The 22,972-nt window shown below is 33.1% G+C and carries 25 protein-coding genes; 2 read left to right on the top strand and 23 right to left on the bottom strand.

The window, feature by feature from the left end; all coding sequences use genetic code 11:
• Positions 1–155 precede the first annotated feature (155 nt).
• From GM552_RS02145 to terL, 21 genes are all read right to left on the bottom strand, one after another.
• Positions 156–845: a DUF2612 domain-containing protein gene (locus GM552_RS02145; protein WP_155565068.1), complete on the bottom strand. Its 690-nt coding sequence runs from the start codon at positions 843–845 to the stop codon at positions 156–158.
• A complete protein-coding gene (locus GM552_RS02140; protein ID WP_155565067.1) occupies positions 838–2,211 on the bottom strand; it encodes a baseplate J/gp47 family protein in 1,374 nt (457 codons plus the stop codon). The genes GM552_RS02145 and GM552_RS02140 overlap by 8 nt, the downstream gene beginning before the upstream one ends.
• The gene (locus GM552_RS02135) at positions 2,198–2,548 is read right to left on the bottom strand and encodes a hypothetical protein (protein WP_110439490.1); all 351 of its coding nucleotides are present in this window, start codon (positions 2,546–2,548) and stop codon (positions 2,198–2,200) included. The genes GM552_RS02140 and GM552_RS02135 overlap by 14 nt, the downstream gene beginning before the upstream one ends.
• Positions 2,549–2,684: 136 nt before the next feature.
• The gene (locus GM552_RS02130; RefSeq protein WP_155565066.1) at positions 2,685–3,461 is read right to left on the bottom strand and encodes a Gp138 family membrane-puncturing spike protein; all 777 of its coding nucleotides are present in this window, start codon (positions 3,459–3,461) and stop codon (positions 2,685–2,687) included.
• Positions 3,461–4,534: a baseplate hub protein gene (locus GM552_RS02125; protein ID WP_155565065.1), complete on the bottom strand. Its 1,074-nt coding sequence runs from the start codon at positions 4,532–4,534 to the stop codon at positions 3,461–3,463. The genes GM552_RS02130 and GM552_RS02125 overlap by 1 nt, the downstream gene beginning before the upstream one ends.
• Positions 4,534–4,851, bottom strand: coding sequence for a phage baseplate plug protein (locus GM552_RS02120; protein WP_110439487.1), 318 nt, complete (start codon positions 4,849–4,851; stop codon positions 4,534–4,536). Before GM552_RS02120 ends, GM552_RS02125 begins: the two co-directional genes overlap by 1 nt.
• 25 nt (positions 4,852–4,876) lie before the next feature.
• Positions 4,877–5,539, bottom strand: coding sequence for a phage baseplate protein (locus GM552_RS02115; RefSeq protein ID WP_122123183.1), 663 nt, complete (start codon positions 5,537–5,539; stop codon positions 4,877–4,879).
• A gap of 145 nt (positions 5,540–5,684) precedes the next feature.
• Positions 5,685–7,760 carry a hypothetical protein gene (locus tag GM552_RS02110; RefSeq protein WP_155565064.1) on the bottom strand — a complete coding sequence of 692 codons (2,076 nt, stop codon included), beginning with the start codon at positions 7,758–7,760 and terminating at the stop codon, positions 5,685–5,687.
• Positions 7,761–7,944: 184 nt separating this feature from the next.
• Positions 7,945–8,544: a hypothetical protein gene (locus GM552_RS02105; RefSeq protein ID WP_122123179.1), complete on the bottom strand. Its 600-nt coding sequence runs from the start codon at positions 8,542–8,544 to the stop codon at positions 7,945–7,947.
• Between the two features lie 4 nt (positions 8,545–8,548).
• A complete protein-coding gene (locus GM552_RS02100; RefSeq protein WP_110439483.1) occupies positions 8,549–9,067 on the bottom strand; it encodes a phage tail fiber protein in 519 nt (172 codons plus the stop codon).
• Position 9,068: 1 nt separating this feature from the next.
• Positions 9,069–10,550 carry a DUF3383 family protein gene (locus GM552_RS02095; protein WP_155565063.1) on the bottom strand — a complete coding sequence of 494 codons (1,482 nt, stop codon included), beginning with the start codon at positions 10,548–10,550 and terminating at the stop codon, positions 9,069–9,071.
• 230 nt (positions 10,551–10,780) lie between these two features.
• On the bottom strand, positions 10,781–11,134 hold the full coding sequence (locus GM552_RS02090) for a hypothetical protein (protein WP_155565062.1): 354 nt from the start codon (positions 11,132–11,134) through the stop codon (positions 10,781–10,783).
• A 265-nt stretch (positions 11,135–11,399) separates the two neighbouring features.
• Positions 11,400–11,816, bottom strand: coding sequence for a hypothetical protein (locus tag GM552_RS02085; RefSeq protein WP_155565061.1), 417 nt, complete (start codon positions 11,814–11,816; stop codon positions 11,400–11,402).
• A 159-nt stretch (positions 11,817–11,975) separates the two neighbouring features.
• The gene (locus GM552_RS02080; RefSeq protein WP_155565060.1) at positions 11,976–12,512 is read right to left on the bottom strand and encodes a hypothetical protein; all 537 of its coding nucleotides are present in this window, start codon (positions 12,510–12,512) and stop codon (positions 11,976–11,978) included.
• 9 nt (positions 12,513–12,521) lie between these two features.
• Positions 12,522–12,968: a DUF4054 domain-containing protein gene (locus GM552_RS02075; protein ID WP_110439478.1), complete on the bottom strand. Its 447-nt coding sequence runs from the start codon at positions 12,966–12,968 to the stop codon at positions 12,522–12,524.
• On the bottom strand, positions 12,965–13,321 hold the full coding sequence (locus tag GM552_RS02070; RefSeq protein ID WP_110439477.1) for a hypothetical protein: 357 nt from the start codon (positions 13,319–13,321) through the stop codon (positions 12,965–12,967). Before GM552_RS02070 ends, GM552_RS02075 begins: the two co-directional genes overlap by 4 nt.
• A 1-nt stretch (position 13,322) precedes the next feature.
• Entirely contained in the window at positions 13,323–14,366 is a 1,044-nt protein-coding gene (locus GM552_RS02065) for a major capsid family protein (RefSeq protein ID WP_196424675.1), read from the bottom strand.
• An 11-nt stretch (positions 14,367–14,377) separates the two neighbouring features.
• The gene (locus tag GM552_RS02060) at positions 14,378–14,857 is read right to left on the bottom strand and encodes a hypothetical protein (RefSeq protein WP_155565058.1); all 480 of its coding nucleotides are present in this window, start codon (positions 14,855–14,857) and stop codon (positions 14,378–14,380) included.
• 2 nt (positions 14,858–14,859) lie between these two features.
• Positions 14,860–16,128 carry a DUF2213 domain-containing protein gene (locus tag GM552_RS02055; protein ID WP_155565057.1) on the bottom strand — a complete coding sequence of 423 codons (1,269 nt, stop codon included), beginning with the start codon at positions 16,126–16,128 and terminating at the stop codon, positions 14,860–14,862.
• A gap of 128 nt (positions 16,129–16,256) precedes the next feature.
• The gene (locus GM552_RS02050) at positions 16,257–17,657 is read right to left on the bottom strand and encodes a DUF1073 domain-containing protein (RefSeq protein WP_155565056.1); all 1,401 of its coding nucleotides are present in this window, start codon (positions 17,655–17,657) and stop codon (positions 16,257–16,259) included.
• A 363-nt stretch (positions 17,658–18,020) separates the two neighbouring features.
• A complete protein-coding gene (terL, locus tag GM552_RS02045; RefSeq protein ID WP_155565055.1) occupies positions 18,021–19,454 on the bottom strand; it encodes a phage terminase large subunit in 1,434 nt (477 codons plus the stop codon).
• Positions 19,455–19,600: 146 nt separating this feature from the next.
• Here terL and GM552_RS02040 point away from each other — a divergent pair, with 146 nt between their 5' ends.
• The gene (locus tag GM552_RS02040; protein WP_155565054.1) at positions 19,601–19,870 is read left to right on the top strand and encodes a hypothetical protein; all 270 of its coding nucleotides are present in this window, start codon (positions 19,601–19,603) and stop codon (positions 19,868–19,870) included.
• 77 nt (positions 19,871–19,947) lie between these two features.
• Here GM552_RS02040 and GM552_RS02035 read toward each other — a convergent pair whose 3' ends face one another.
• Both GM552_RS02035 and GM552_RS02030 read right to left on the bottom strand, forming a co-directional pair.
• Positions 19,948–20,202 carry a hypothetical protein gene (locus tag GM552_RS02035; RefSeq protein ID WP_196424835.1) on the bottom strand — a complete coding sequence of 85 codons (255 nt, stop codon included), beginning with the start codon at positions 20,200–20,202 and terminating at the stop codon, positions 19,948–19,950.
• A gap of 470 nt (positions 20,203–20,672) precedes the next feature.
• Positions 20,673–21,644, bottom strand: coding sequence for a GlxA family transcriptional regulator (locus GM552_RS02030; protein ID WP_155565052.1), 972 nt, complete (start codon positions 21,642–21,644; stop codon positions 20,673–20,675).
• Between the two features lie 447 nt (positions 21,645–22,091).
• Here GM552_RS02030 and GM552_RS02025 point away from each other — a divergent pair, with 447 nt between their 5' ends.
• A complete protein-coding gene (locus GM552_RS02025) occupies positions 22,092–22,880 on the top strand; it encodes a phosphatase PAP2 family protein (protein ID WP_155565051.1) in 789 nt (262 codons plus the stop codon).
• Positions 22,881–22,972: the final 92 nt, after the last annotated feature.

Here is a 22,972-nt window from a genome sequence, read left to right as displayed (position 1 = left end):
TTGGAAAACCTTTTTCAATATCCGCACGTCCATTTCGATGATCTGCACCAGATTCAACAATATCAAAACGCTCGCCTTTTTCTGCCCATTTAGAGGAGAAAAGCTTTCCAGGTCTTTGAATAGACATTTTTTGTCCTTTAATATTTATTTGTTAATTATTTAGACTGAATATCAACCTTCAACGAGATCCCAGCTGGTTTGAACAATAAACCTGCATTCATGATAATAGCCACTTCATCAGTACTAGGCAGCCAATTTAAAATGAGAGTTATCGACATATCAAAATTATCTCGAACATATATTTCATGATTATTTTTTTCCCCATTTTCATTGTATCCAAAAATATACATCAAAATAAAATTGAGATCTGATGTATTGTAATTACTCACGTTCGCATGAGCCTTTGCGAAAATTAACTTTTTAAAGTTTTTATCTGTAAATGTGATTTCACCCTCTAACTCTTGGTAATCACGAAACATACCCCAAGCCGTACGACGATCTTCTATTGAAGATAAGGAGTCATTAAAACCTGTTAAATCGTGATACGGACGTGCCAATAATAAAGTTTCCTCATTAAATCCCCAAAAGAAACCCGTAAGGGTTTTTACAGTACGATTAACACCAACCACCTGCCCCCAAATATCTAGTCCTTTACCTGTGGCAGTATTCAAATCCCAAATATTTTCATAAAAATCACTAAAAAAAACACAGATTTTCATCGCCTCACTAAATGATCTTATTAACGCAAGTAAACGGGGTGAATTAGCATATTGCGCAATAACTGTTTCATGATAATCAAGACATAAAGGGGGTTTATTTTCATCAAAAAATACCGATTCATCCATTAAACACTACCTCTACATCATCTTTATTCAATGTAGGCATTTCATCAATATTCATTTGAACCAACGAAAAACTGGCAATTTCTCGTCCAATAAATAAGGTTATGATGCTGATCCAACTCCCCAATCTCTGCACAGGTGCATAAAAACTGGATGCTAGAATTTCACTTCCAATTCTAGGTTTTTTCGATCCATCATTACCTGTAAAAGCTTTTATAATTGCCGTTTTTATTTGATCAACCGCATTTTTTGGTAAGAACTGTGGTCTTGCTAAAGTAATTTTTAACCTGATCGGAATTCTTTTTGCATTAGCGTAACAAATAGTATATTTCGGAGGTGTTGAATATAACCCACTCTGGTCCTGAATGACGACTATTTGATCGCCATTCATATCACAACCCGGTGGTTTTTTCTTCCATATAGTTTGTGCAATTAATTGTTTACTCCAATCATCATCTGGTGCAGAGACACAAACAAAAAGACTATGCGGTTTTAAAAAAAAACCGTTTTTATTCACACCTCCTCCCGAATCATTATCAATAACATAAACATCTTCACAAACACTGCTACCATTGCCATTTTTTAAATTCAGTAAAGCTGCCATAATACTATCCACACTATTTACAGAATTTAAAGCGACGGACTGTCGCCGCCTTTGTTCAAACTGTGCTTGGCTTTCAACATTATTACCAATGATACCTTCTGTAGGATTATCAACATTATCCCACCCGGGAATAAGCTGATACATTTGTAAACTATGCGCTGGACAATTGATTGGACCTTTTTGCAAACAAACAAAATTTACAGCTACTGTGCCATCTTCACCAATTATATAATTTTGATCCGCTTCATATAAATTTCCATCACCATCCTGCACTTTAGTTCCTGCCGAAATCAAAACATCTTTTTGACCTCGACAGATACCGGTAACAGTAGTCGCTTTGGCTTTTATACGTTCAATAAAATAAATCCGACCAATACCATCTTGCATTCGACCTGTAGCATAAGATGGATCAACCTGATTTACATAATATGCCAATAAACGGTTACGATCTGAAATTATCGCGGCCATAGAGGTTGCAAGTTGGCCCTGTGGGGTTGATAATAAAAATTCATTTTGATTATTGAAGAACTTTAATTGATTATTAAAGGCATTCTGAAAATCTTCAATAACGCCTGCAAGAATATCCTGCTCTTCAGGCAATATGATACCTGTATTACCCCATTCTTTGTCATGGTCTGATGTGGATTGTCCCCCCCATTTTAATGAAGGGATGTTCGTGTCGACATCTTTAACAATCGGTAAATTTCTCAGCTGAACTGGTGAGATATTTCTTGCATTAATATTGTCATCGTCAGAAAACGACATTTAATTGTTCCCCGCTCTTTGTATCAATGATTAAATAAATGTTTCCATGCAAGGCCCTTTGTTTATCAACATACAAATCCATGTCAGCACGGATAACACCATCAACATTTTCAGCACGATCCAATAAAATATTCTTAATTAATCCCCAATTTGGATTAACCCCCAATATTTTAGCAAAATATGGTGTTCCCTGGTTCACATCATACCATCCCTCACCCTCTTCCAATTTTATTTCGTTAGCAACCTGTTGAGCAATGGCAAACCCATCATTTACAGTTGCTATATTTCCATTTCTATCAACCAGCAAATCCCAATCCTCAGTTAATAATAATTCCATTTTCAACCTCAAAAAAAACCACTCAAAAGAGTGGTTAATAAAGTTATTAATATTTCAAATTAATTTTTTAATAGAATATGATTTATGATAATTAATAATAAAAAATAACCTTTTGAATATATTAAAAATTTTAAATCTAATTTTTAGGTTGGGTAGTATCCTGGCCCTTATTACCATTTCCATGAACATGTTCAAGAAAAGAAATTCCATCAATAACAGTATCTCCTGTCGTTTGAGCGGCACCTGTAATTAAAGTGTTCCCTATAATTGAAGTCTCACCAATAATGGATGTTTCTCCCAAAATATTGACCTGACCATTTATATTGACATTACCTTCTATATTAATATCCGAAGCTTTGATATGAAGTTTATCATCTTTTATTTTTACATCGGTACCATTAGATAAAAATATTTCTACGTCCTGATCCCTTATATTCACGAAAGTAGTGGGGGATTGTTTTGACGCAGGCGCAATGGCCATCTCCAGATTACCATCAGTGATTTTTAACCATGTTCTTGGTTCTTCATTTAAAAGGGATCCTATATAAATGGCATCTGATATAGAATGTTTACGATAACTTGCCGGAATATGTTTTTTACGACTAGAAACAACATTTGAAATATCCCTTGCAGCAAAAATAACAATGCCCTTATCACCTATTTGAGGATCAATAATGATTCCATAATCTCCAGCCTGTTGTCTTGCATAAGGAATATTACTGATTTGCGCATGATCTACTGCCTTTCCTTCATTATCCAACATCGCGAGCATCGGAATTACATCAAGAAGCCGTTTTTCGGTATCAACAGATAATACTTGTACCGGCATAGCAGTAAAAACACGACTGATTGCATTATCCATCATAGTCCATAACGTATTAAGAACGCTATTTCCTTTATTGGGATTCATCATTAGCCAATATGTCCTTTTTTATCTTTTTTAGAAAAATCTTTTTGCAATTCAATATTTGTAAACCATGGCCCATCAGGTGTATAACAGGATAATTCATGTTTTAATGAAACCATATATCGCCATACTCCATTAACATTTTTAATATATTCTGATTTAAGAGCTATTTCTTCTCCAAATCGAATTGAATGATTAAAAATACTTCGAACAGTGATACCTCTATCTGAATAGGCAGGATAACCGATCATTCCATTATTGACAGAAATATTCCTGGAAGAAATTTCTACAGCTTCTATCTTATCATTATTACTATCATTAGTTTCTAGTCTACGTTCATAATCATTTAATGTCATATTTTCAGGAAAGATTTTGCAAATCTGATCCTGAAATGTAAAACGGGTTTTCGTATCTCTTGTACATAATCGAATTTGTTCAATTAAATCATCATGATAATTGGGATTGTTTAAAACGGCATTAACACCATAATTTTTAAAACTCAATCTTCCTATCCCATTAGAATAGGGTAGAGATGCATTATATTTATCAATAATTGTTTGCACAACAGTTGCGACAGGTGTTTTATTTTTGAATGAAATGGATTTAGCTGGAGTCAAATTTAATCCTGCTGCAACCATTGCATTCACATGGAAAGCAAGATCAGGTGCACTGCCATAATCTGCATAAGCAACTGTTATACCGCCTTCAAATATTTTATTATATATAATTTTTTTATCGGAACTGTTTTCCAGACTTGCATATATGATCAAATAATTGCCAAACCCATTTGACTCTTTTTTATATTGACCCAATGTTGATAATTGATTGATCCAATGCTCATCCATATTATAAATCGTGCATTGACATTCCGGAAGACTCTCCCCTCCCTGATAATTAATAGAAACTTTCGCTTTAAGATGTTCGACCGAAAGGATTAATTTTCCATCTGCAAACGTTTTTTGTCGTTTATTTTCATCCACTCCCATTACAAATTCAAATTTTAAATAACGTTTATGAAAGGTAGTAAAAGTAGGACGATGACCAATAACAGTGATTTTCTCTTCATAGGATGATAGCATTATATACCTATCCCATCATCAATTCCACTTTCGAGATAATAAAGCAGATAACGATTACCAAAATCTTTATAAGATGGATGATTAAATCCTTGCTGATCAACAAACATTAAATCTCCAGGAAATTCAAGATAAGCAGAACGAATTAATCGAACCCGATCCAGACATAAAATTCCTGTTAATAATGGTACTGCACCATAATAAACATCAAGGAACACACCAACATTTCCTCTATCCAACAGGCGAAAACGATAATCCATTCCCTCAAGAGTAAGAATAAACTGCTGAGCCTCAATAGGTGAAATCTGTATAAGTTGCATTTCGTATTATTACCTATCAATCTTACTAATAAGGTTTTTGGCTTTTGTTAGCCGCTTGTTTCTGATTACCATTTAAAGCATGAGGTTGAGTTGTTCCCTGACTTACACTGTCGTTAGAATAGGCTAGCGCATTTTTAATGGTAATATTCTTTGGTGTGGATATAATTTCCTGAAAATCAATTAAGTATCGTACAAGTTGAAAACCTTTTGATGAATTTCGTTCAACAGAATGAGCAGTTATTTTAACATTGTTAATCAAACGTTCCGCTGTATGCAAAATATATACATTTGTGGAATTTTCAGCATGTTCCAAAGCATCCTCAAATAATTTCCGTTGTTTTTGAGTTCCTGTTGAAACATAAGTGACTTGTCCCGTTCTGGGTTGCTCTACCAGATTATATGCGACAACTTTTCCACCTTCGACAGGTGCAGTTGAAGTTTTATATTCTTTTTTATACTTTAAATAAATAACCCCTGCCTCGGCTACATTATTGCCCATAGAAAAACTTAATGTTTTATTTAAGATTTTTATTTCATTTTTTTTTAATCCGGTTTCATAAAATGGATTTCCATTTTTATCGAAAAAACCGAATTTGGAATCTGTATTAACCAATTGATTTAATAGCTTCCACCCAGCACTCTGGGCATAAGAGGACAAAATATTATCAGCCCCTATTTTTATAGCCATAACATCCTCCAATATCGAGGCCCTTTTAAATTAGAACCAACAAATAAATTATTTAAATTTAAAAGAATATTTATAAATATTATAAAATTATCTTGAATAAATAAAAATTAAGATTATATTTTTTCGTTTTTTAATAAGTAAATTTTCAACAATTGATAGCTTTGTAAGATTGTACCGCGTTAGAAAATGGAAAACTAAGGCTCAATTGCTGTTTTACCTGTTGTGCTATCATCATGGGATCAGCACTTGAGGGTTGTACAATAATATTAATTCGATATTGCTGATTATTATTAGTCATGCAATTTATTATCTTATTAAAAGAAGGATTAACCTTATTTATTTGTCCATCATTTGCCAGTAGTTTACTCATTTGAACATTATCATTACCTGATGATAAAGAATGTTTTTGTGAATTACCAATCGTACTTTGATAGGCTTTATATGCTTCGATTCCAACAGCTGTACCACCCACACCCACCGCGATGGTATTGCCTGACTGATTAACCTTAGAAGAAGCGAGTATTGGTTTTTTCAAAGAAGGAGATGCAGCCTTACTATTTTTACTTGTCATGTAGTTATACAAACTATACAAATCATAACCTAATGACACCGCATCAAAAGCCCACCCAGCAGGCCCAGCAAATAAACCTGCTATTTTAGGTAATATATGACGTGCACCAAAAGCTGCAACTTTTCCCATCATGCGACCAGCATTACCAAAATGAGGAATCTTAGTTACAACATGCTCTAACTCATCCCCAACAGCCTTTACTCCTCCAGTTAATCCGAATATTCCCGGAATTTTCAAAGCTGTATGACCAATACTCCCTATAACGGAACCATTTCCCTTTTTGAAAGCACTTATACCAGAAACTTTATTCCATATTTTACCTAATCCACCAGCTTTTTTACCTATAGCACCAATTTCAGGTATTTTAGAAATAAATTTATCAGCTTTACTACCATTCTTCAGTAAGGATTTGGCAATATTTGCCAATCCTGAACCACCCTTTCCTAAAACTCCTTTAAATGTCGCAATTGTTGCTACAAAACTTATAACCGCGGTAAAAACAGTTTTTAATAGATCAATCTTATCATTAACATCATTTGTAATAGCTATCTTTGATTTTGCAGAAGCGATTGTATCTCCATGCCTTTTTAATAAATCACTTTCCAAATTCGATTTATTTATAACGTAACCGGCGGATTTTTCAGCTGCTAATAAGTTATTTTGATTTTTAATATTATCTAATTTTGCACTAGCGTTTGACGCTTCTGATAAAATTTGATTGGTTTCGTTATTTCCTTCTAAATTAGAATTTTTTTGTTCTTCTAAAAATATATTTTGATATCCATGGGTTTGAACTCTTTTTGATTTGGCATCAATAATATCATGTTCAGGCGCAGTCAATTGATCATAAATATGAACATTGTCATGAGCCAATTTTCTAGCAATAATATTTGCACGATCCGGATTAACTTTTTGTAAAGTGGCTAAAGCCTTACGAATATTTTCCAAGCGCTCAAGTGCAGTAAAATTATGCCCCTTGTCATCACCCCTTTGTAAAACTCGCTGACTGGGAGCTACCTTATCTAATTCTTGTAATTCTGGATAATTAAGTAAACTATTTGTTTTATTGGTGGAAATGGCAGAATTTATATTCGCCATTTCTTTATAAAACATCAAACTTTCAGATTTATTCGCCCCATAACGATTACCAACATTCACAGCTTGATAAACATCCGATACAGATGAATTTGTCATGCTAGCCATTTGTTGCATTGCACTATTATCATCTGTAATATTACTTATGTCCCTTATCGTTAAGAAACGATCTGCCAGTTCGGAAATTGCTCCCTTAAAACTATCAAAAGAATTTTCTAATTTGCTTACCGCAGCAAGAAATGATTCTCCCTTTCCATCATGATCGGACTTTTCATATAATGAATTTTTCAAAATATCTAAATCATCAAGTTTATCTAGCTTTCCTAATTTAGACAAATTATTCAACTGATTTAAGTTATCAAGTTTTTCATTCGCAGAATTTTGATTATCAATTATGATTTGTAAATTTGTTGAAAGGATTGATGAAGATTCCGGATTATCTGATGAATGTGTAGAAAAAGCTAAAGAAAATTTTTCTAATGCCTGATCCATCTTTGCAACTGAATCCAACAAGGATTGTTGTATCTGATTATCTGGTTGATTAGAATTATCCATACCTATTTTTCCTTAAATTATAGCAATGGCTATAGAACTTCATCAAGTTCACTCTTCCGTTTAATATATTCGGAAGCTATCATTTCATTATATTGATTAATTAAAATTATTTCTAAAAATTGGTACAAATCTCGCACGCTATAAACAGATTGTAATTCTTTTAGCGTAGCAAAACCTGAAGTAATCACCTCTCCGATTGATTGAGGGATGTTTGGGTAGTATCGATATCCTTTTTGCTCTGTAATTGCTCCATCGAAACTATGAAAAGGTCTAAGTACCGCTTGGCGTCTCTCGTAAAAAAATCCGTATGTAACTTAAATGCCTCCCGTTTTAAAGCGATAATAGTAGAAACTTCTTCAATATAATGATTAGGATTATTCAAAATTGGCTCTACCAAATCATTTTGACCAGGATTCAAATAAATACTACAGCAATCAAACAAGGGTTTAACTACAATTTTTAAATCATCATAAGGCAAACTGAAAAACAATGAAGACAAATATACAGCTAATTTTTCAGTAGCTTGTTGAATTTTTACCATTCCTTCATCATTTTTCTCCATTAACTCTTCATAACTTGATTCTATTGTTGCTTCTTGCACATAAGTGTAAACTAAAGGTATTAAAAACGATATATCCTCTTTATTAGCATTTCTTAAAATCGCATTAATCGAGCGTTCAGCCCATTCTTCTGTATCAAAAGCAGACATTTCGGTGATTTTAAATAATTTACCTTGATCACGACCAGGTTCTTGGATTTTTAATTCAACTGAGCGACGTGCCATAAACTTAGACCTCTACAGTTTCATCAACAGATTCAAAAATAAATTTACAAGGAACGGCACTTAATGTTTTTTGATGGTTGGGTATAGCCTGCCACTGAGTCAGATAGCCATTATTCAAATTATAATTTTTACCTAAAGAAGGAATAATCATTGTTCCATTAAATTTCAAAGCTTCCCTTTGAACCTGCATTACTTTTGCCAGTGATTGCAAAATTGCCAAAGAACTAGAAGCTGCGACAAAATTAATTTCCAGCTCAACTTGATGCGCATCAGGCAAATAACCTCCATAAACAGTACCTTCAAAAGATGTTACTGTTTCAACTAAACTTTTCGAGGAAAATTTGAACGGTGAATCTGACGTCAACCCCTCCAAGCTTAATGGTACGCCTATCAAGGGTGAAACAAAACCTGATGCTGTTGATCCCAAACCAACTTTATCCGCTATATTATTATTTACCCATGGATTACTTGCAATGAGCGTTAATTTTGTATTGATTGATGTAATTGTTCTATTTATTGCCATTTTATTGTAACTCTATGCTGTTCATGTTGATTTGTTGAACGGATTGACCATCGGTATACCAAAAATTAATGGGAGGCGAACCACGACGAACGCGGGTTTGTGGTGTTACATTACCCATATCAATTTTCAGATAATAACCCACAGCCGTTATATTATTGATTTGAGATAAATTAAGACCAGCCTGTTTAAGACTTTGCGTTTGATCTTCAGATAAATAAATACCAGAACGTATTGCACCAAACTTAATAAAATCATCAATTGCGGGTTTGATTGCCGCACTTAAAATTCCCTTACCTTCATTATTATATGGAATCTGTCCTTTGGCTAATAGGGTTTTTATAAAACAATTTTGAAAATAACGACGCATCCATACCTGACAATACCAGCTATCCAACCATAAATACTGTCCTGAAATTTTACCTTCCATCATAAAGACAAAATCATTTGACGCTGATGCCCACACGCCATAGAAATTATAACCATTCGCTTTAAGTGCCAAGGCAATGTCTTCATTCGTTACATTGGCTTTTAATAAGCTGCTACGACGAAAAGCGGCATTATATCGTCCATCGGTTTTTTCAAGATCCCATGCCGCAGGATAACCTGCGATAAAAGCACAAAGTGCAAGACTGTTATAAACACATACAACACCCTCGTAATTTGCTGAGTATACTTTTTCAGCAAATGAAGTTCCGGTATTGGCCGTTATCGCTTTATTTGAACTATCAGAAAGAATGACACATACATCATCCTTCATAGAATCAGCCCATTTTGCAAAAGTTAGAGCTTCTGCCTCATCAGGTTCCCAAGTCAGAAAAACGGAACAAAAAGTTAGGTTTTCTTTTCTCAAAGTATTAATAACACTTGATGGTGTAGGAGATTCAATTGCGGGTGATAAACTGGCCCCTTGATTTTCTGAAAGTCTCAATAGATCAGCCAATTGCCCTGTTGCAAAACTTACATAAGAATTGTGTCCGGTTAATCCGGATGTGATAATAAAGGATTGATTTCCAGATGAATAAACAACAGAAACTCCCAACAAATTTTCCAAAATTGTTGCCGCTTCACTAAAGCTATTGATAAAGCTAAAATCTGGATCAGCTATATTTTTTTCATTATTATCAACCACGATCTGTAAATCACCCTTAAAAGATCTTAACTCTTCCAAAGTGACAGCCGACATTGTTGCGCCAATCAAACCAGCGCTTGTATTGTTTTCAGCGTATAAAGCCATATAAAGCTGAGTTGCAACACGATCAGAATCTGTAAATCCAGCAAAATAAACTGTTGCCAGGTTATATTCCATTGAATCATAACCAAATAATTTTCCAATTTCTTCAGCATTTTCAAATATGGATGTAATCCCCGCAGGAATAACATTCTCTTTTCTTGTAAGCATCAAACCAAATAGGTCATTTCCCTTGTTCCCTACGGATAAAACCTTTGGATTAATTCTTACAATATTATTTAATGGTATAGACATTAATTTGTAATCCTTATCATAGTGAATTGGTTTATAAAATTATCGAACACCAATTTTAGTATTCCCTGTTTCAGGCAATTTAGGCTTAGTTCAAGCATGCCTGAACTTCGAATGTTTGAATGATTTATGAGAAATAATTAATTTTTAATTTGGAATGTGTTTAAGAATAAAAAACCACCCAAAAAGGTGGTTCAATTGTTTGCATGAAGATTGGAAAACTTGTTATTATTTTAAGATTTTCCTTCTTTTTTTGCCGCACTTCTTACATCAAGATAATAAACGAAAGATGCAAGCATCAAGGCAACAGAAGGAATTAAGGCAAATAAATAAGCATAAATCATCATCATTTGTTGTGTCGTTACACTATTATCTGCCGGCAGGGAGATAAATCCCAAATAAATAAATATCCAACCTCCCAATAAAATAACAGCAAACATTAAAAAAGCCGGTAATTTTCTTACATGCTTAGGCATTGTAATAGATTGTTTCGTAATCGCCGAGACCACAGATAAAACAGCACCGACAGCTATCATAAAACTAAAAAAACCGACCATAACCGCTTTAAATAATGCAATTACATCCATGTTATTGCCCCTTGCTTAAATTGTTTTATAATCAAGGTTATTAAACTTTATTTTAGAAAGCAATTATAAGTATATGATATTGAAAAAATAAATTTTATTCAGAATAAAATATTATTGATGATACAAGAGCAAATACTTCTTATAAATTTTAGTAGAACAAATATATCTTACAATTAAAGTCAATTTAATTTCCAATAAATTACCCTAGACAAACTTTTTTATTACAAATAATTCATGACATGATAACAATAAAATGTATTAAGTTTTATTCATCAGCATAGATAACCAGTTCTCCTTGATCGTTTTCAGGTTGATCAAGTTGAGCTACGACCAAAACCTTACACCAGCCAGACATTTCCCACTCTTCTAATCTTTGAACAACCAACCAGCGTCGCCCCAGAAATTCCAAAAGATCACCACCGACACCTCTTACACGATCTATGCCGTAAAGTTGTCCATTAGCATAAACCACACGTTTTTCATTTTGTTCACTGGCATAATGACCATGAATCAGCTTATCGCCTTTTAAAGATTGAACTTGCAATTCAATAGGTTCAGGATCTTCATAAACAGCCTCTTGTCGAGTTCCTTTTAGAATATAACCTTTTGAACGAAATAACGATCCTGTAATAGAAGGATTTACAATTCCAATCATACTTCGCACCATATCATGAAGCTTCATAGAATCCTATTCCTTTAAATTTATATAGACTAATGTTTATGATTTAAAAATTATATACTTATTAAATTATAGATTTTATCTATAAATAATTATATTTTTATGTAAAATTGATAATCAATCTTAATTTTATTGCAAAATACAATTAAAATTACTTAGAAACTATGCATCTGAACAATCATCCTGACAACTGGCAATAAAAACAGACCCATTTACTAATGGAGACCATTTAGAATGACATTTTAAAAATTCATTCCATAAATCCCTTGGCAAACGTGTAAAGCCAATATTTCCAAAAAAACGTCTGCTATCTTTACCTGGCATATCCCGAATACCTCGTAACAGGATGTTTTGACCATCAACCTTAATAACTAAACCGTTGGGTATTCTACAGCCAATAATAATATAATCTAGATTATGTTCTTTAGTATTATCATAAGCGAATATAGATTGAGCATTAATATCTATGGCATCGTCCAAGAATTTATCCATATAATCATCAGCAGCATTGCAATCATTGAATTTAAATTTGCTTAAATCTATCGATTCATCAATTTCAGCATTGTCTTGATCTAGAGAATAAAATTGAAGGTTTTCCTTTTCATATTCTGAATGATTAAAGTCTAATGATGGCAAATAATATTTTAAACTGGATTTTATTTCCTTGTTATCAAAATTGTTATTTTTAGCCCTTGTCATAATTCCCTCTTATGGAAAGATACGCAGACGAGGATCAGGAATGGGTTTAGTATAAAAAGTACTACGATATTTTTTTGTTAAAGCCCAAAATTCATATCCATAACGTGTTTGTGCCAACCAAGGATCAATTTTATTTTTTGCATGAGATTTGGTATCTACATGAAGAGAAACACTTCCTTCTGTCACCGATGAAATTGATCCTATAAGCTGATCCCCATTTTCAGTTTTTTTTTGCAAACAGACCAGATGAGAAACCAGCAAATTCATTAAAATACGCTTTTCCTTTAAACAACAAACCACGCTATATTTTCCTGGATTGAAATAAATGGCAGCTCGTTCAGCGATTTTATAAATGGTTTCAGGGCGAAAAAAACTCTCCAATTCCGGAAAACTTGCCGCCCAATCTGACCAATCAAACACACATTCCTGATGTTTCAGATCAGATTGTAAATTCATATTGCCTGTCCTGCTTTCACCTGTTCCAGCGACTTTGGCATTTTAGCAGAATCAATCGGTTCAAGACCATGCATCAATGTTTCTTTTTCTTTGGCTTCATCTAAAACTTTTTTCTTTTTATCTGCAGCAAATATGAAACCTTTTTGGTAGGGCGCAAAATTTTCATGTTGTTTGACCCATGCCTCCCAGAAATCTCTTGAAACTTTTGTTAACCCTACAATTTGGGATGCCATATAAAAAGGAGTCTGTGGACGCCCCAAGTGCATGCTGCCTTTTAACTCAACTTTTTCTTTTCCTACTTCTAAAATAATCCCATGAGGTAATTTACAGGCTACTATGACTGTTTCCGCCATTTTAAACCCCAATCATTTGCGCAATCAGGATAGGACGTGTTATGATTGCCCCCCATGAACCCTGTGTCAATTTTTCTTCCATAGAAGAAGTTTTACGAACAATACCATGACTTCTTAATTTTTCAGAAAAAGCACAGGTTATAGTGTCAATACCTTGATAATTCTCTACAAAAAGCTGAATCAATTCACCACCTTCTAACGATAATTGAGGTGCACTGACTTGTGTAAGATTAGGAAAATTTTTCTTCAACAAATCCATAACCCCTACCCCATGTTCATTTGTTTTTAACAGATAGGGTTGAATCTCATTAGATACGACCAATTTTAATGGACTATCCATATTAACGGCATTGTCCAGATTAATCATCCCTTTTGTTTGCGCCTGTAATTGTCTGTACAGCTTCTGAATATCTTCATAAATTTCATTAGCTGAAGCCTTCTCCCAAACCGTACCGCCAGAACCTTTTATTGTGGGCGCAATCGGAGGTAGTAAAGCGGGATCATTCAAGGCACCATAATTTTGCAGGTTGGAAACTCCAAAAAAATAAGACTGATTCTGCCAATGATTTAATAATAAAGCGGCCGCCATTCTTTTACGTGATGCAATATCAATATTAGATAAAGCAGCCCGACCTTCTTCACGATCTCCCCATTCTGCAAAAGTTTGGACCAGAAATTGTTGACGCTGGGGAAATGAGGTATTAAGGACACTATATCCTGCTTGATTAAAATCTCCATAAGCAGCAATATCACCAGCTGGTTCAACGACTGTAAACATCATTGTATCATGTAGCCAATCCCCCTTTTTCGCTTCCCCGTATATAGAAGCTGCCTTACATGGGGCCGTTAAGACATCAATAATATTTGGATCTATATAAGTCGTAAATTGACCCGGAATGGAATTATTTGCCCTTGTTACAGGTGAAGTCGAACTATCCCCTACTCTTATATTGTCTGTATAATCAACAACATTTGGTAAGTGAATTCCAAATTGGTTTTCCAAAATTGCTCGATCACGTACCCATGATTTCGTTTGAATGGTCATAATTGTTCCTCTTAAATCCATGCAGAGATTTTGACAATATCCCCGCCCTTTGCATTTTCAGCATATTTATAATTTGTTGCGACAGCATTTTTGTCATCTGATACAACAATTTTACCTGTTTCCTTTGACGCATAGACCATTTCACCTTGTTGAACCTGGGACATCATTTCAGATAATTCAATAATAAATTCCCCCTTACTGAAAACAGTCACCATTGTTCCCGGAGAAATTTCCATATTTCCTTCTCGTGCATCTGGAAGATTGATTCCTGCCCATTCGCGTCCGACAAAACCAATTGGACTTGCATTTCCTTTATTGCTAATCAATCCTTCCCGTTCATCAGTCCATACAAAGGAACCAGCCTCAATTGCTGTTGCTCCAACCTGAAAGGCCCCATCTTTACCCAATAAACTGACCCGTGGATTTACAGACGCAAAATCACCATGCCAACCTTGGGCAGGGTTCAAGTTAACTTTATTTTGAAAAGACATAATTAAATACTCCGTAATCGTGTAACACCAAAACGATGCTGTTCTTTGGAACGAATATATCCAGCATCATTGGCCCTGATTTGTTGTTTATGTGCAAGCATCATATCAACAGTATATTTTAACTGGTCGTATCCCATGTTTTCTGGAGGATTTTTTCCTGTAACTTCACTCAACACCGTTCGTAGAATTACCTCCCCGCTATCTTCTGCACCAGCCCATTCACCAACTAGGGGTTTTACCAGAATTCTGGCTTCTTGGGCCTGTTTAGCTTTTGTCATGATCCGACGTTCTATTGATTGTTCTAGGGAAACTGCATCATAAGCTTGGGGTTTAAGTCCTGTTTTTTTAATTAAGCTATCCTCAACATCAAAACCACCTGATGCATTCATATCATCATCTGAGGTCGATATAGTATCAATTGAATCATCATCATTTACCGGTGCATTCTGATCATTTTCAGATAATATCTTATGAACAAGACCAACAATTTTTTCTGCCTGTTGCCCATCTTTACAATCTTTTGCCATAGAACAATCAGAAAGGACCGCTCTCAATAACTTTCCAATATATTTGCGACGTGCACCACTAACAGAAGCAACCGCATCTGTAATTTGTGTATAATTGGCTCTATCAGATTTTGACTGATTTAAAAAATCAGCAAGGACTAAAGCTAATTTCTGCCCTAAATTATTAAGTTTTGACATTTGTATGTTCAACCTTTCATCTGCAACTCTAACATCATGTCCTGCACGACCTTGTTCAACCAAAGCAATATGATCCACATTAATATCCGTCATCATTCCGTCATAAGGCTCATTTTCAAACATTCCGGTCTCCATTACAGGTGTAAAAGCGTAGGAAGCAGATAATTCAGCCTGTGTATTGTTTTTAATTGCCTGTATATAATCCCCGTCCCAAATCGTAATTGAAGCCTGAATATAAGGATAAGAAAAAGACGGGTCTGAACCCGTCGTTCCAATGACTTTTGAATTATCAAGCTGATCCGCATCTGCGGCTTTATGCACGTAAAGAATGGGACGTTCTTTAAAAGAAAAGACCGCTTTTTTTAAAGCATCTGGTGATCGAAGAAAACGATATTTACGTTCTGGTTCCAAACCATATTTCATATGATTTTTTATCTCGAATCCATAATACTCACATATATTAGCCTTGGTTAAATTTGTTTTTTTTACACGTAAATGTCCGTTCCAGTCCTCAAAACGCATTGTTTTTGCATCAAAAGTCAAGGTTCGGTTCCATAAATTACCCATAATTTTACCTATATATTTGATATCAAAAGGGTTTTTTGGTTAAAAACTTATAAAATAAAAAATGTAGATTTATACAACTTTTGATATTCATGAACATTTTACTGCACCTAATATTTTTTATATAAAACCTATTTTTTAAAATTTATAAAAGAAAACAGAGCGGATTGATCTTCATTTTCTAATAAGTCTTTTATTTGAGAAAGGCTTAAAATATTATTGGAAACATAATCACACATCGTTTTTGCTATGTTCATATTAACTTGAGATTGCTGCAATTCGTCCAATTGCCACAAGGAATTAAAATCAAAAGTGATATCTGGATCTATTTTTCCAAATAAATGCAGTTGAACAATTTCAAGAATTTTCTGCAATGGTTGACGTAAAACCGTTTCCTGAAAAGCGGCAATTCTATCATAAAAACAACGTATTTCTCCATCGGAAGATGCATTCAAACCTGATGGTGTAATACCTAATAATTTTACCAAAGGAATACCTGAAATTGCGGCCATATGTTCCTGAGCCTGAGCTTGTAATTGTGCCAATCCAGTCAAGGGTGTAGCAATATTTGTAAGTTCTTCTGTTTCTTTATCTACAATCTGCAAACCACGATTGTCACGGTAAGCCGCCATTAAGGCAGCTCTTTGCGTCAATTCTTCGCAACCAGGACTTAATAACTGAGATAAATCCGTTTTCAAAACCATAGTTGAAAAAGACTTGATTAAATCCGATACTGATTGTCGCGTCCTTAACCAGTTATCAACATAAGGTTTGGCCATAAAAGCAAATGGAACCCCACCAAAATTATAAGCTGGTTTCAAAATATCAGGAACTGGTTGAGAAATGATTGTAATCAACCTGCTGGCATGAATTTGTTTTCCCAATACCCACCACATCGAAGGCTTATAAAAATCTTCTGTAAAAGGATCTGTTGTATCATATGAAACAGGGGTTACCCAAGTCGGGTCAATAAGCTTGAACCCACGCAGCTCACCTTTTCTAATTTTTTTTGAAGTTAAGTATAAAGGAACCTGTTTTTCCTCATCATCATGATTAGCCGTTTCTAAATCAATATAAAGATGTACCAGCCCAAAATAACCTTCCGTACATAATGATTTTTTAATTAAATCTTGAATATTTAAACGCTTAAATTCCGCTTTTATTTTATTTATAATGGATGAATCATACCCTTCCTTTTTGATATGTTTAAACCCTATCCATTCTCTTGTAGCCTCTTCTGCTCTCGTTTCAATAATTATTCTATATTCACCACGTAAGGATAATTGTGCCAGATATGGATATCCGGGAAATCCAATTCCCTCTTCAAATAATGTCGTCGTCGGACAATTTCCAACATTGAAATTATGAAATTGATTAAAAAACAAGCTGTCGCTAACAGTTACAGAATTATAAGAATCGCCAACCACTCCCTCTGGAGCTTGATATGGTATGTATATATCCTGTTTGTTTCCAAAAAATTCTGGATTTTGTCTAGGAATATTAATATTCCTTAATTTGGTTTTTTTCACCATAACCGAATTTATCTTTCATTATTAAATATCTCGATTGAAAGTTTAATACGCTGTTCAACTATCGGTTTTGTTGTTTTTAAAAATTTAAATCTAATTTATTTAAAATGTGACTACGCTAAATTGGTTTTAAAAATTTAACATTATATTACTGTTTATAACAAAATTGTGATTTTTTAAGGTCTTAAAATAATTGCAATCAGTAATGTTTAATTATATCTTATTAAAATCATTGACTATTTCAATTAAGATTATTTTATAATTTTATTAATCATAGTTATTTAAATCATTTAAATATTTTAGTTAAAGCGGAATAGCTTTATGGGCTATTCCGCTGTTTTATTTAATTATCAATACGAAATTTAATTAAATATTCATAATTCCTTGCCAATTTGGCATTTTCGGTAATTTTCTTTGTAATGAAATAGCCTCAAAAGCGCCAGAAGAAGCATCAATCTGATCATCATGTGAACCATTAGGAAAGTCAGAAAGTTCATCTAAATATGATCTGTTCCAATTAGCTCTCAATAAAGATACATTTCCTATGTTAACCTGTGATGCAAATGGGTCAGCTCTGGCAATTTTATTCCCCGTTTCCCGTATTGCTTTTATTTTATACCCGGCAAGCATTTTGAGGTAATATTGCACCTGAGCCACACCCGCCTGTCCAGGATCCTGTGGAATTACAATTTTAACATCAAAACCATCCTGACTGGCGACAGCCTTGACAGTCTTAATAACTTCATCTGGCAAACCACGAAGTCGCACAACATCAAGCACTGTATATCCACTATCTACATTCCGTTGCATCTTTACCCCCACGGTCCAATCAGGATCATATTTACCAATATCTCTGGAAGCAGCAAAATCCCAACGTCTGACAACCTGGACTGGTTTTGGTGCTGCATCAATAATATTTAGCATATTGACTTTGAAAATTGATCCAGTTGATAGCGTTGGTTCACCTTGATACAAAGCAAACCAGTCTCGTTCACCCACAGCCTTTCGAATCTGTTCAAGCTCATTTCTATCATACGCTTCAGGCCATAAAGGCTCACCTTTTTTCCGTCCTAAAACATCATTTTCATTTGCAATAGCTGGTAAATTAATAACCTCCCATTTTTCACCTGCATCATTTTTCATCTGTGATAATAACCTTCCCGCCAAATCATCAACATGCCAACGAGTCTGAACAATAATAATGGCCCCACCGGGCATAATTCGTGTTCTCAATACAGACTTATACCAATCCCAGACATTATCACGCATTATTTGACTTTCAGCTTCATGTCTATCTTTTACAGGATCATCAATAATAGCAAGATGTCCTCCATAACCTGTCATGCTTCCACCAATACCGGCTGTTAAAAACACACCCCCATGATTGGTTTCCCATAAATCCTTTGCTTTGCTATCAATTGAAAGAGCAACATCAGAAAAAATATTTCGATAATATTTTGATGTCACTAAATTACGAACATCACGACCAAATTTATCTGCTAGTTTAGCTGAATAGCTGGCTGTAATGACTTGTTTTGTAGGATTGCGTCCTAAAAACCAGGCAGGAAAACGTTTTGAAATTAATTCACTTTTTCCATGGCGCGGTGGCATAAAAACCATCAGTCTTTTAACTTCACCACGTTCAACTGCTTCAAGTTTTTTACATAATAAATTCAGATGAAGACCGACACGATAATCCGGTTTTGTATAAATTGTAAATGCCGAAAGATAATGACGCGCATCATGACGTTTTTTTAGTTCTTCAATGACTAATTTTTTTGCTTTTTGTAGCAAAATCATAAATTATATTTTTACACCTAACAAAAATTTTATCATATAATCGTAATTATTATCTAACCGAAATTTGATTCATCAAGAAAAAAGTATTATATTAAAAAATACCTTAAGGTTTTGAAGTTATTAATTTTTTATAAAGGTATAGACAAATGAAAATTTTACAAACAAACGAATTGTCAAAAGTTGCTGGCGGTCATGGTCACAATAATAACCATCAACATCATAACAATAATCAACAGCATAATAATCACCATGATAGAGTTATTAACCCTCCTCATAATGATAAAGCTGATGGCTTGGCAAAACTCAATATCATTAAAACCGGACTAGAAAAAGGTGATAATTGGGCCACAATCGGAAAAAATATTCACAACTATTTTGCTGAGAAATATAGTTTTGTTGATCATTTTGGCAGATAAAAGCCTTTATGCAACCTTGATAGAATTGCTTCATCAAGGTTGCATCATTTATTAATTTTAATAATTTTATAATAAAACTATTTTAACGCAACCTTGCCAATAAATTTTTTTAGTTCCTCTTCAGACATATCTTCTAATGTTTTGATTTGTGTCATTTCTACTTTTGCATCATTCAATTTTGGATGACAATACGGTGCTGTCTTATAGGCAATTTCCAAAGCTGTTTCATATTTTTTTTCCTCCAAAGCTTTGTTCATTATTAAAATCATTATTTCTAATGGTAACTTATGTTTTTTTAAAAATTTAATTTTTCTAGCTCGAGGATTTTCCATAATTATTTGTTTAAAATATTATCTAATAATATCAATTAAATTTTTATAGAATAAAAAAATCATTATTTTAAAATAATGATTAATAATACTAAATCATGTAATAGAATTACAATATTACAAAATTATGAAATAGTTTTTCCAAATTAACCATTAAATTAATATTAATTTAATATTATTAATTCTTTTTTATATTCCCTTAATTATGAGTTCACATAATTAAGGGAAAACCAGTAATTAAAAGTATTATTAAAAATTATTGTAAAAATATATTAACTAAAAAAAGAATGTGCTTATTAATTTTCTAATAAAATATATTTATAATTTTTTTTAAGTTATTTCAATGATTATTTCATCACCTCATTAAAATGTTACCTATTGTTATACATCTACTTGACTTTTATTTATATTTAATAAAATTAATTGTTGTTGTACTTAAAACAATTTTACTTTCAACATAATATTAAAAATTTTTAAATGGTAAAATTCCGACGATAAAGACTGGGAGATAATCCTACTATTTTTGTAAATATCTTCCGAAACGCATTTAAATCTTTATAGCCACATTCAATTCCTATCTCATCAATCAATTTTTTTGAAAATTGTAATAAAAATTGAGCACGGCAAATTCGATGATGTTGAATATATTCTGTAACAGTCATTCCCGTAGCTTTAATAAAACGCCTCTGCAATGTCCGTATTTCCAATCCTGTTACTTTCGATAACTGTTTCAATGTAATATTCATATTCTTTTGATTAGATATCCATTTTTGTCCCTTAATTATTGGAATATCTCCATGCGTTAAATTAGGTGAAAAAATATTAAAATAACTTTGTGCACGTCTTGCCGGTTGGACCAAAAAAAATCGTGCAACTTCAGCCATAACTATGGAACCGAAAAATTTTTTCACCAATTCCAACCCAAGATCTATCCAAGATAATGAACCTGCCGTCGTAATAATATTTCTTTCCTCAATGACCATAGAATCAAAATCAGTATAGATATTTGGAAACTGGTTTTTAAATCGATGTTTTAACTGCCAATGAGTCGTTACTGTATAACCATCCAATAGTCCAGTCTCTGCCAATAAAAAAATGCCATTGCCAATAGAGGCAATTGTACAAGGTTGTTTCAAGGAATGTTTTAAAAAATTAATATGCGTATTATATTTACTTCCAGATGGAAATTCATCTGTACAAGGAGGGACAATAATAACAGAAAAATTCAAGTCATTTTTTTTAACAATAAATGAAGGCAGGTCAAAATTCACTGTTGGCTTATCAATTTTTACAATTTTAATTTGAGGTATGGGAAGATTAGTATTCCATTTCTCCTTGACCAACTGATTTGCTACAGAAAAAAAATCAATTAAACCGAAAATGGCTCCTTGTTGAACATTAGGGTACATTAAAAGACCAATATTAATAAGATCTATTTTTTTCATATATCATTATCCATACTGTTTTTATTACATAAGCAAGCGATAAAAACTGTTTAAAATTTTTTACGTAAAATGTATTTAAAGTCTTAAATTTATTAATTTAAATTAAACATCATAAACTAATTGATTATGGTGAGCTTTGAAAATTTTTTATATTAACTATTCCTTAAAAAATATACTGACTAAAATAAAAATATATTATTTATAAAAATAAGTAACGATATTCAACTCTACGAATATTTATTTTAAAAAAACGTTTCCCTTATAATCATTTCAAAACAAAAATATTAATAATATTTAATTTTTATAACAAAGCAATCCATAATTTTAAATACCATACATATTCATCAAAACTATCATGAATAATAAATATAATAAAAACATAAAACATGTGATAAATTTACTTAATCTATTACCTTTAATTTTTTTATAACAAATAAATAGAGACCAATGAATTATAAAAAAAGAATTATTCTTACATTATTAATAAATATCCTAATATCCCCCTTAACTGGACAATCCAGCAATTTACAAAAAGATGAAATTAAAAGACTATTTACTAAATCAAAAAAATTACCCTTGCATACTGATCAATTCGCAAATAGTTTGAAACTTTTACCGCCTCCACCAGATAGAAATAGTCAACTATTCACAATTGATAAAGAAATATATCTCAATACACGCAAACTTATAAACACATCTCGATGGAACCAAGCCATTGAAGAAGCCGCTATTTTTAACGGAACAATCGGAAAGAACTTTTCTAAAACCATCGGTATTGAAATATCCAAGAAAAATACCCCTATCACTCAAGATTTTTTAGAAGATCTGTTAATCATGAGCGGTAATTTTGGAACTGATAAAGCGAAAAAACACTATCAAAGAATTCGTCCCTTTATGTATTATCATACGCACAGCTGCACTCCAGAGGATGAGAAGCTACTTAGCAAAGATGGTTCATACCCCTCAGGTCACGCAGCTTTTGGATGGTCCGCCGCCTTATTTCTATCCGAAATTTTTCCAGATAAACAAGACCAGATATTGAAAGAAGGTTATGAATTCGGACAAAGTCGCGTTATTTGTGGTGCGCACTGGCAAAGCGATGTAGACGCAGGCCGATTGATCGGAGCTGAAGTCGTCGCCCGTTTACATGCAAATCAAGAATTCAGAGAAAAACTTAAACAAGTTAAACAGGAACTCCTCAAAAAGTCACGGGAAATCCATTTTAATAAAAATTAACAAACTTCTAATAAGAATGCAATTATAGTTTAACTTTTTCAAAGATTAAGTATTATTAATAAAATACAATTGTATATTTGATTTGATATGTT

Source organism: Commensalibacter sp. ESL0382, assembly GCF_009725775.1.
Taxonomy (GTDB): domain Bacteria; phylum Pseudomonadota; class Alphaproteobacteria; order Acetobacterales; family Acetobacteraceae; genus Commensalibacter; species Commensalibacter melissae.
Note: the sequence above shows the minus strand (reverse complement) of the source record. Positions and strands in the feature narration are given on the sequence as shown.

What these genes read in the sequence shown, in the direction of transcription:
- GM552_RS02145 (WP_155565068.1), bottom strand. Translation starts at nt 845, where the DNA reads ATGGATGAATCGGTATTTTTTGATGAAAATAAACCCCCTTTATGTCTT.
- GM552_RS02140 (WP_155565067.1), bottom strand. Translation starts at nt 2,211, where the DNA reads ATGTCGTTTTCTGACGATGACAATATTAATGCAAGAAATATCTCACCA.
- GM552_RS02135 (WP_110439490.1), bottom strand. Translation starts at nt 2,548, where the DNA reads ATGGAATTATTATTAACTGAGGATTGGGATTTGCTGGTTGATAGAAAT.
- GM552_RS02130 (WP_155565066.1), bottom strand. Translation starts at nt 3,461, where the DNA reads ATGATGAATCCCAATAAAGGAAATAGCGTTCTTAATACGTTATGGACT.
- GM552_RS02125 (WP_155565065.1), bottom strand. Translation starts at nt 4,534, where the DNA reads ATGCTATCATCCTATGAAGAGAAAATCACTGTTATTGGTCATCGTCCT.
- GM552_RS02120 (WP_110439487.1), bottom strand. Translation starts at nt 4,851, where the DNA reads ATGCAACTTATACAGATTTCACCTATTGAGGCTCAGCAGTTTATTCTT.
- GM552_RS02115 (WP_122123183.1), bottom strand. Translation starts at nt 5,539, where the DNA reads ATGGCTATAAAAATAGGGGCTGATAATATTTTGTCCTCTTATGCCCAG.
- GM552_RS02110 (WP_155565064.1), bottom strand. Translation starts at nt 7,760, where the DNA reads ATGGATAATTCTAATCAACCAGATAATCAGATACAACAATCCTTGTTG.
- GM552_RS02105 (WP_122123179.1), bottom strand. Translation starts at nt 8,544, where the DNA reads ATGGCACGTCGCTCAGTTGAATTAAAAATCCAAGAACCTGGTCGTGAT.
- GM552_RS02100 (WP_110439483.1), bottom strand. Translation starts at nt 9,067, where the DNA reads ATGGCAATAAATAGAACAATTACATCAATCAATACAAAATTAACGCTC.
- GM552_RS02095 (WP_155565063.1), bottom strand. Translation starts at nt 10,550, where the DNA reads ATGTCTATACCATTAAATAATATTGTAAGAATTAATCCAAAGGTTTTA.
- GM552_RS02090 (WP_155565062.1), bottom strand. Translation starts at nt 11,134, where the DNA reads ATGGATGTAATTGCATTATTTAAAGCGGTTATGGTCGGTTTTTTTAGT.
- GM552_RS02085 (WP_155565061.1), bottom strand. Translation starts at nt 11,816, where the DNA reads ATGAAGCTTCATGATATGGTGCGAAGTATGATTGGAATTGTAAATCCT.
- GM552_RS02080 (WP_155565060.1), bottom strand. Translation starts at nt 12,512, where the DNA reads ATGACAAGGGCTAAAAATAACAATTTTGATAACAAGGAAATAAAATCC.
- GM552_RS02075 (WP_110439478.1), bottom strand. Translation starts at nt 12,968, where the DNA reads ATGAATTTACAATCTGATCTGAAACATCAGGAATGTGTGTTTGATTGG.
- GM552_RS02070 (WP_110439477.1), bottom strand. Translation starts at nt 13,321, where the DNA reads ATGGCGGAAACAGTCATAGTAGCCTGTAAATTACCTCATGGGATTATT.
- GM552_RS02065 (WP_196424675.1), bottom strand. Translation starts at nt 14,366, where the DNA reads ATGACCATTCAAACGAAATCATGGGTACGTGATCGAGCAATTTTGGAA.
- GM552_RS02060 (WP_155565058.1), bottom strand. Translation starts at nt 14,857, where the DNA reads ATGTCTTTTCAAAATAAAGTTAACTTGAACCCTGCCCAAGGTTGGCAT.
- GM552_RS02055 (WP_155565057.1), bottom strand. Translation starts at nt 16,128, where the DNA reads ATGGGTAATTTATGGAACCGAACCTTGACTTTTGATGCAAAAACAATG.
- GM552_RS02050 (WP_155565056.1), bottom strand. Translation starts at nt 17,657, where the DNA reads ATGGTGAAAAAAACCAAATTAAGGAATATTAATATTCCTAGACAAAAT.
- terL (WP_155565055.1), bottom strand. Translation starts at nt 19,454, where the DNA reads ATGATTTTGCTACAAAAAGCAAAAAAATTAGTCATTGAAGAACTAAAA.
- GM552_RS02040 (WP_155565054.1), top strand. Translation starts at nt 19,601, where the DNA reads ATGAAAATTTTACAAACAAACGAATTGTCAAAAGTTGCTGGCGGTCAT.
- GM552_RS02035 (WP_196424835.1), bottom strand. Translation starts at nt 20,202, where the DNA reads ATGGAAAATCCTCGAGCTAGAAAAATTAAATTTTTAAAAAAACATAAG.
- GM552_RS02030 (WP_155565052.1), bottom strand. Translation starts at nt 21,644, where the DNA reads ATGAAAAAAATAGATCTTATTAATATTGGTCTTTTAATGTACCCTAAT.
- GM552_RS02025 (WP_155565051.1), top strand. Translation starts at nt 22,092, where the DNA reads ATGAATTATAAAAAAAGAATTATTCTTACATTATTAATAAATATCCTA.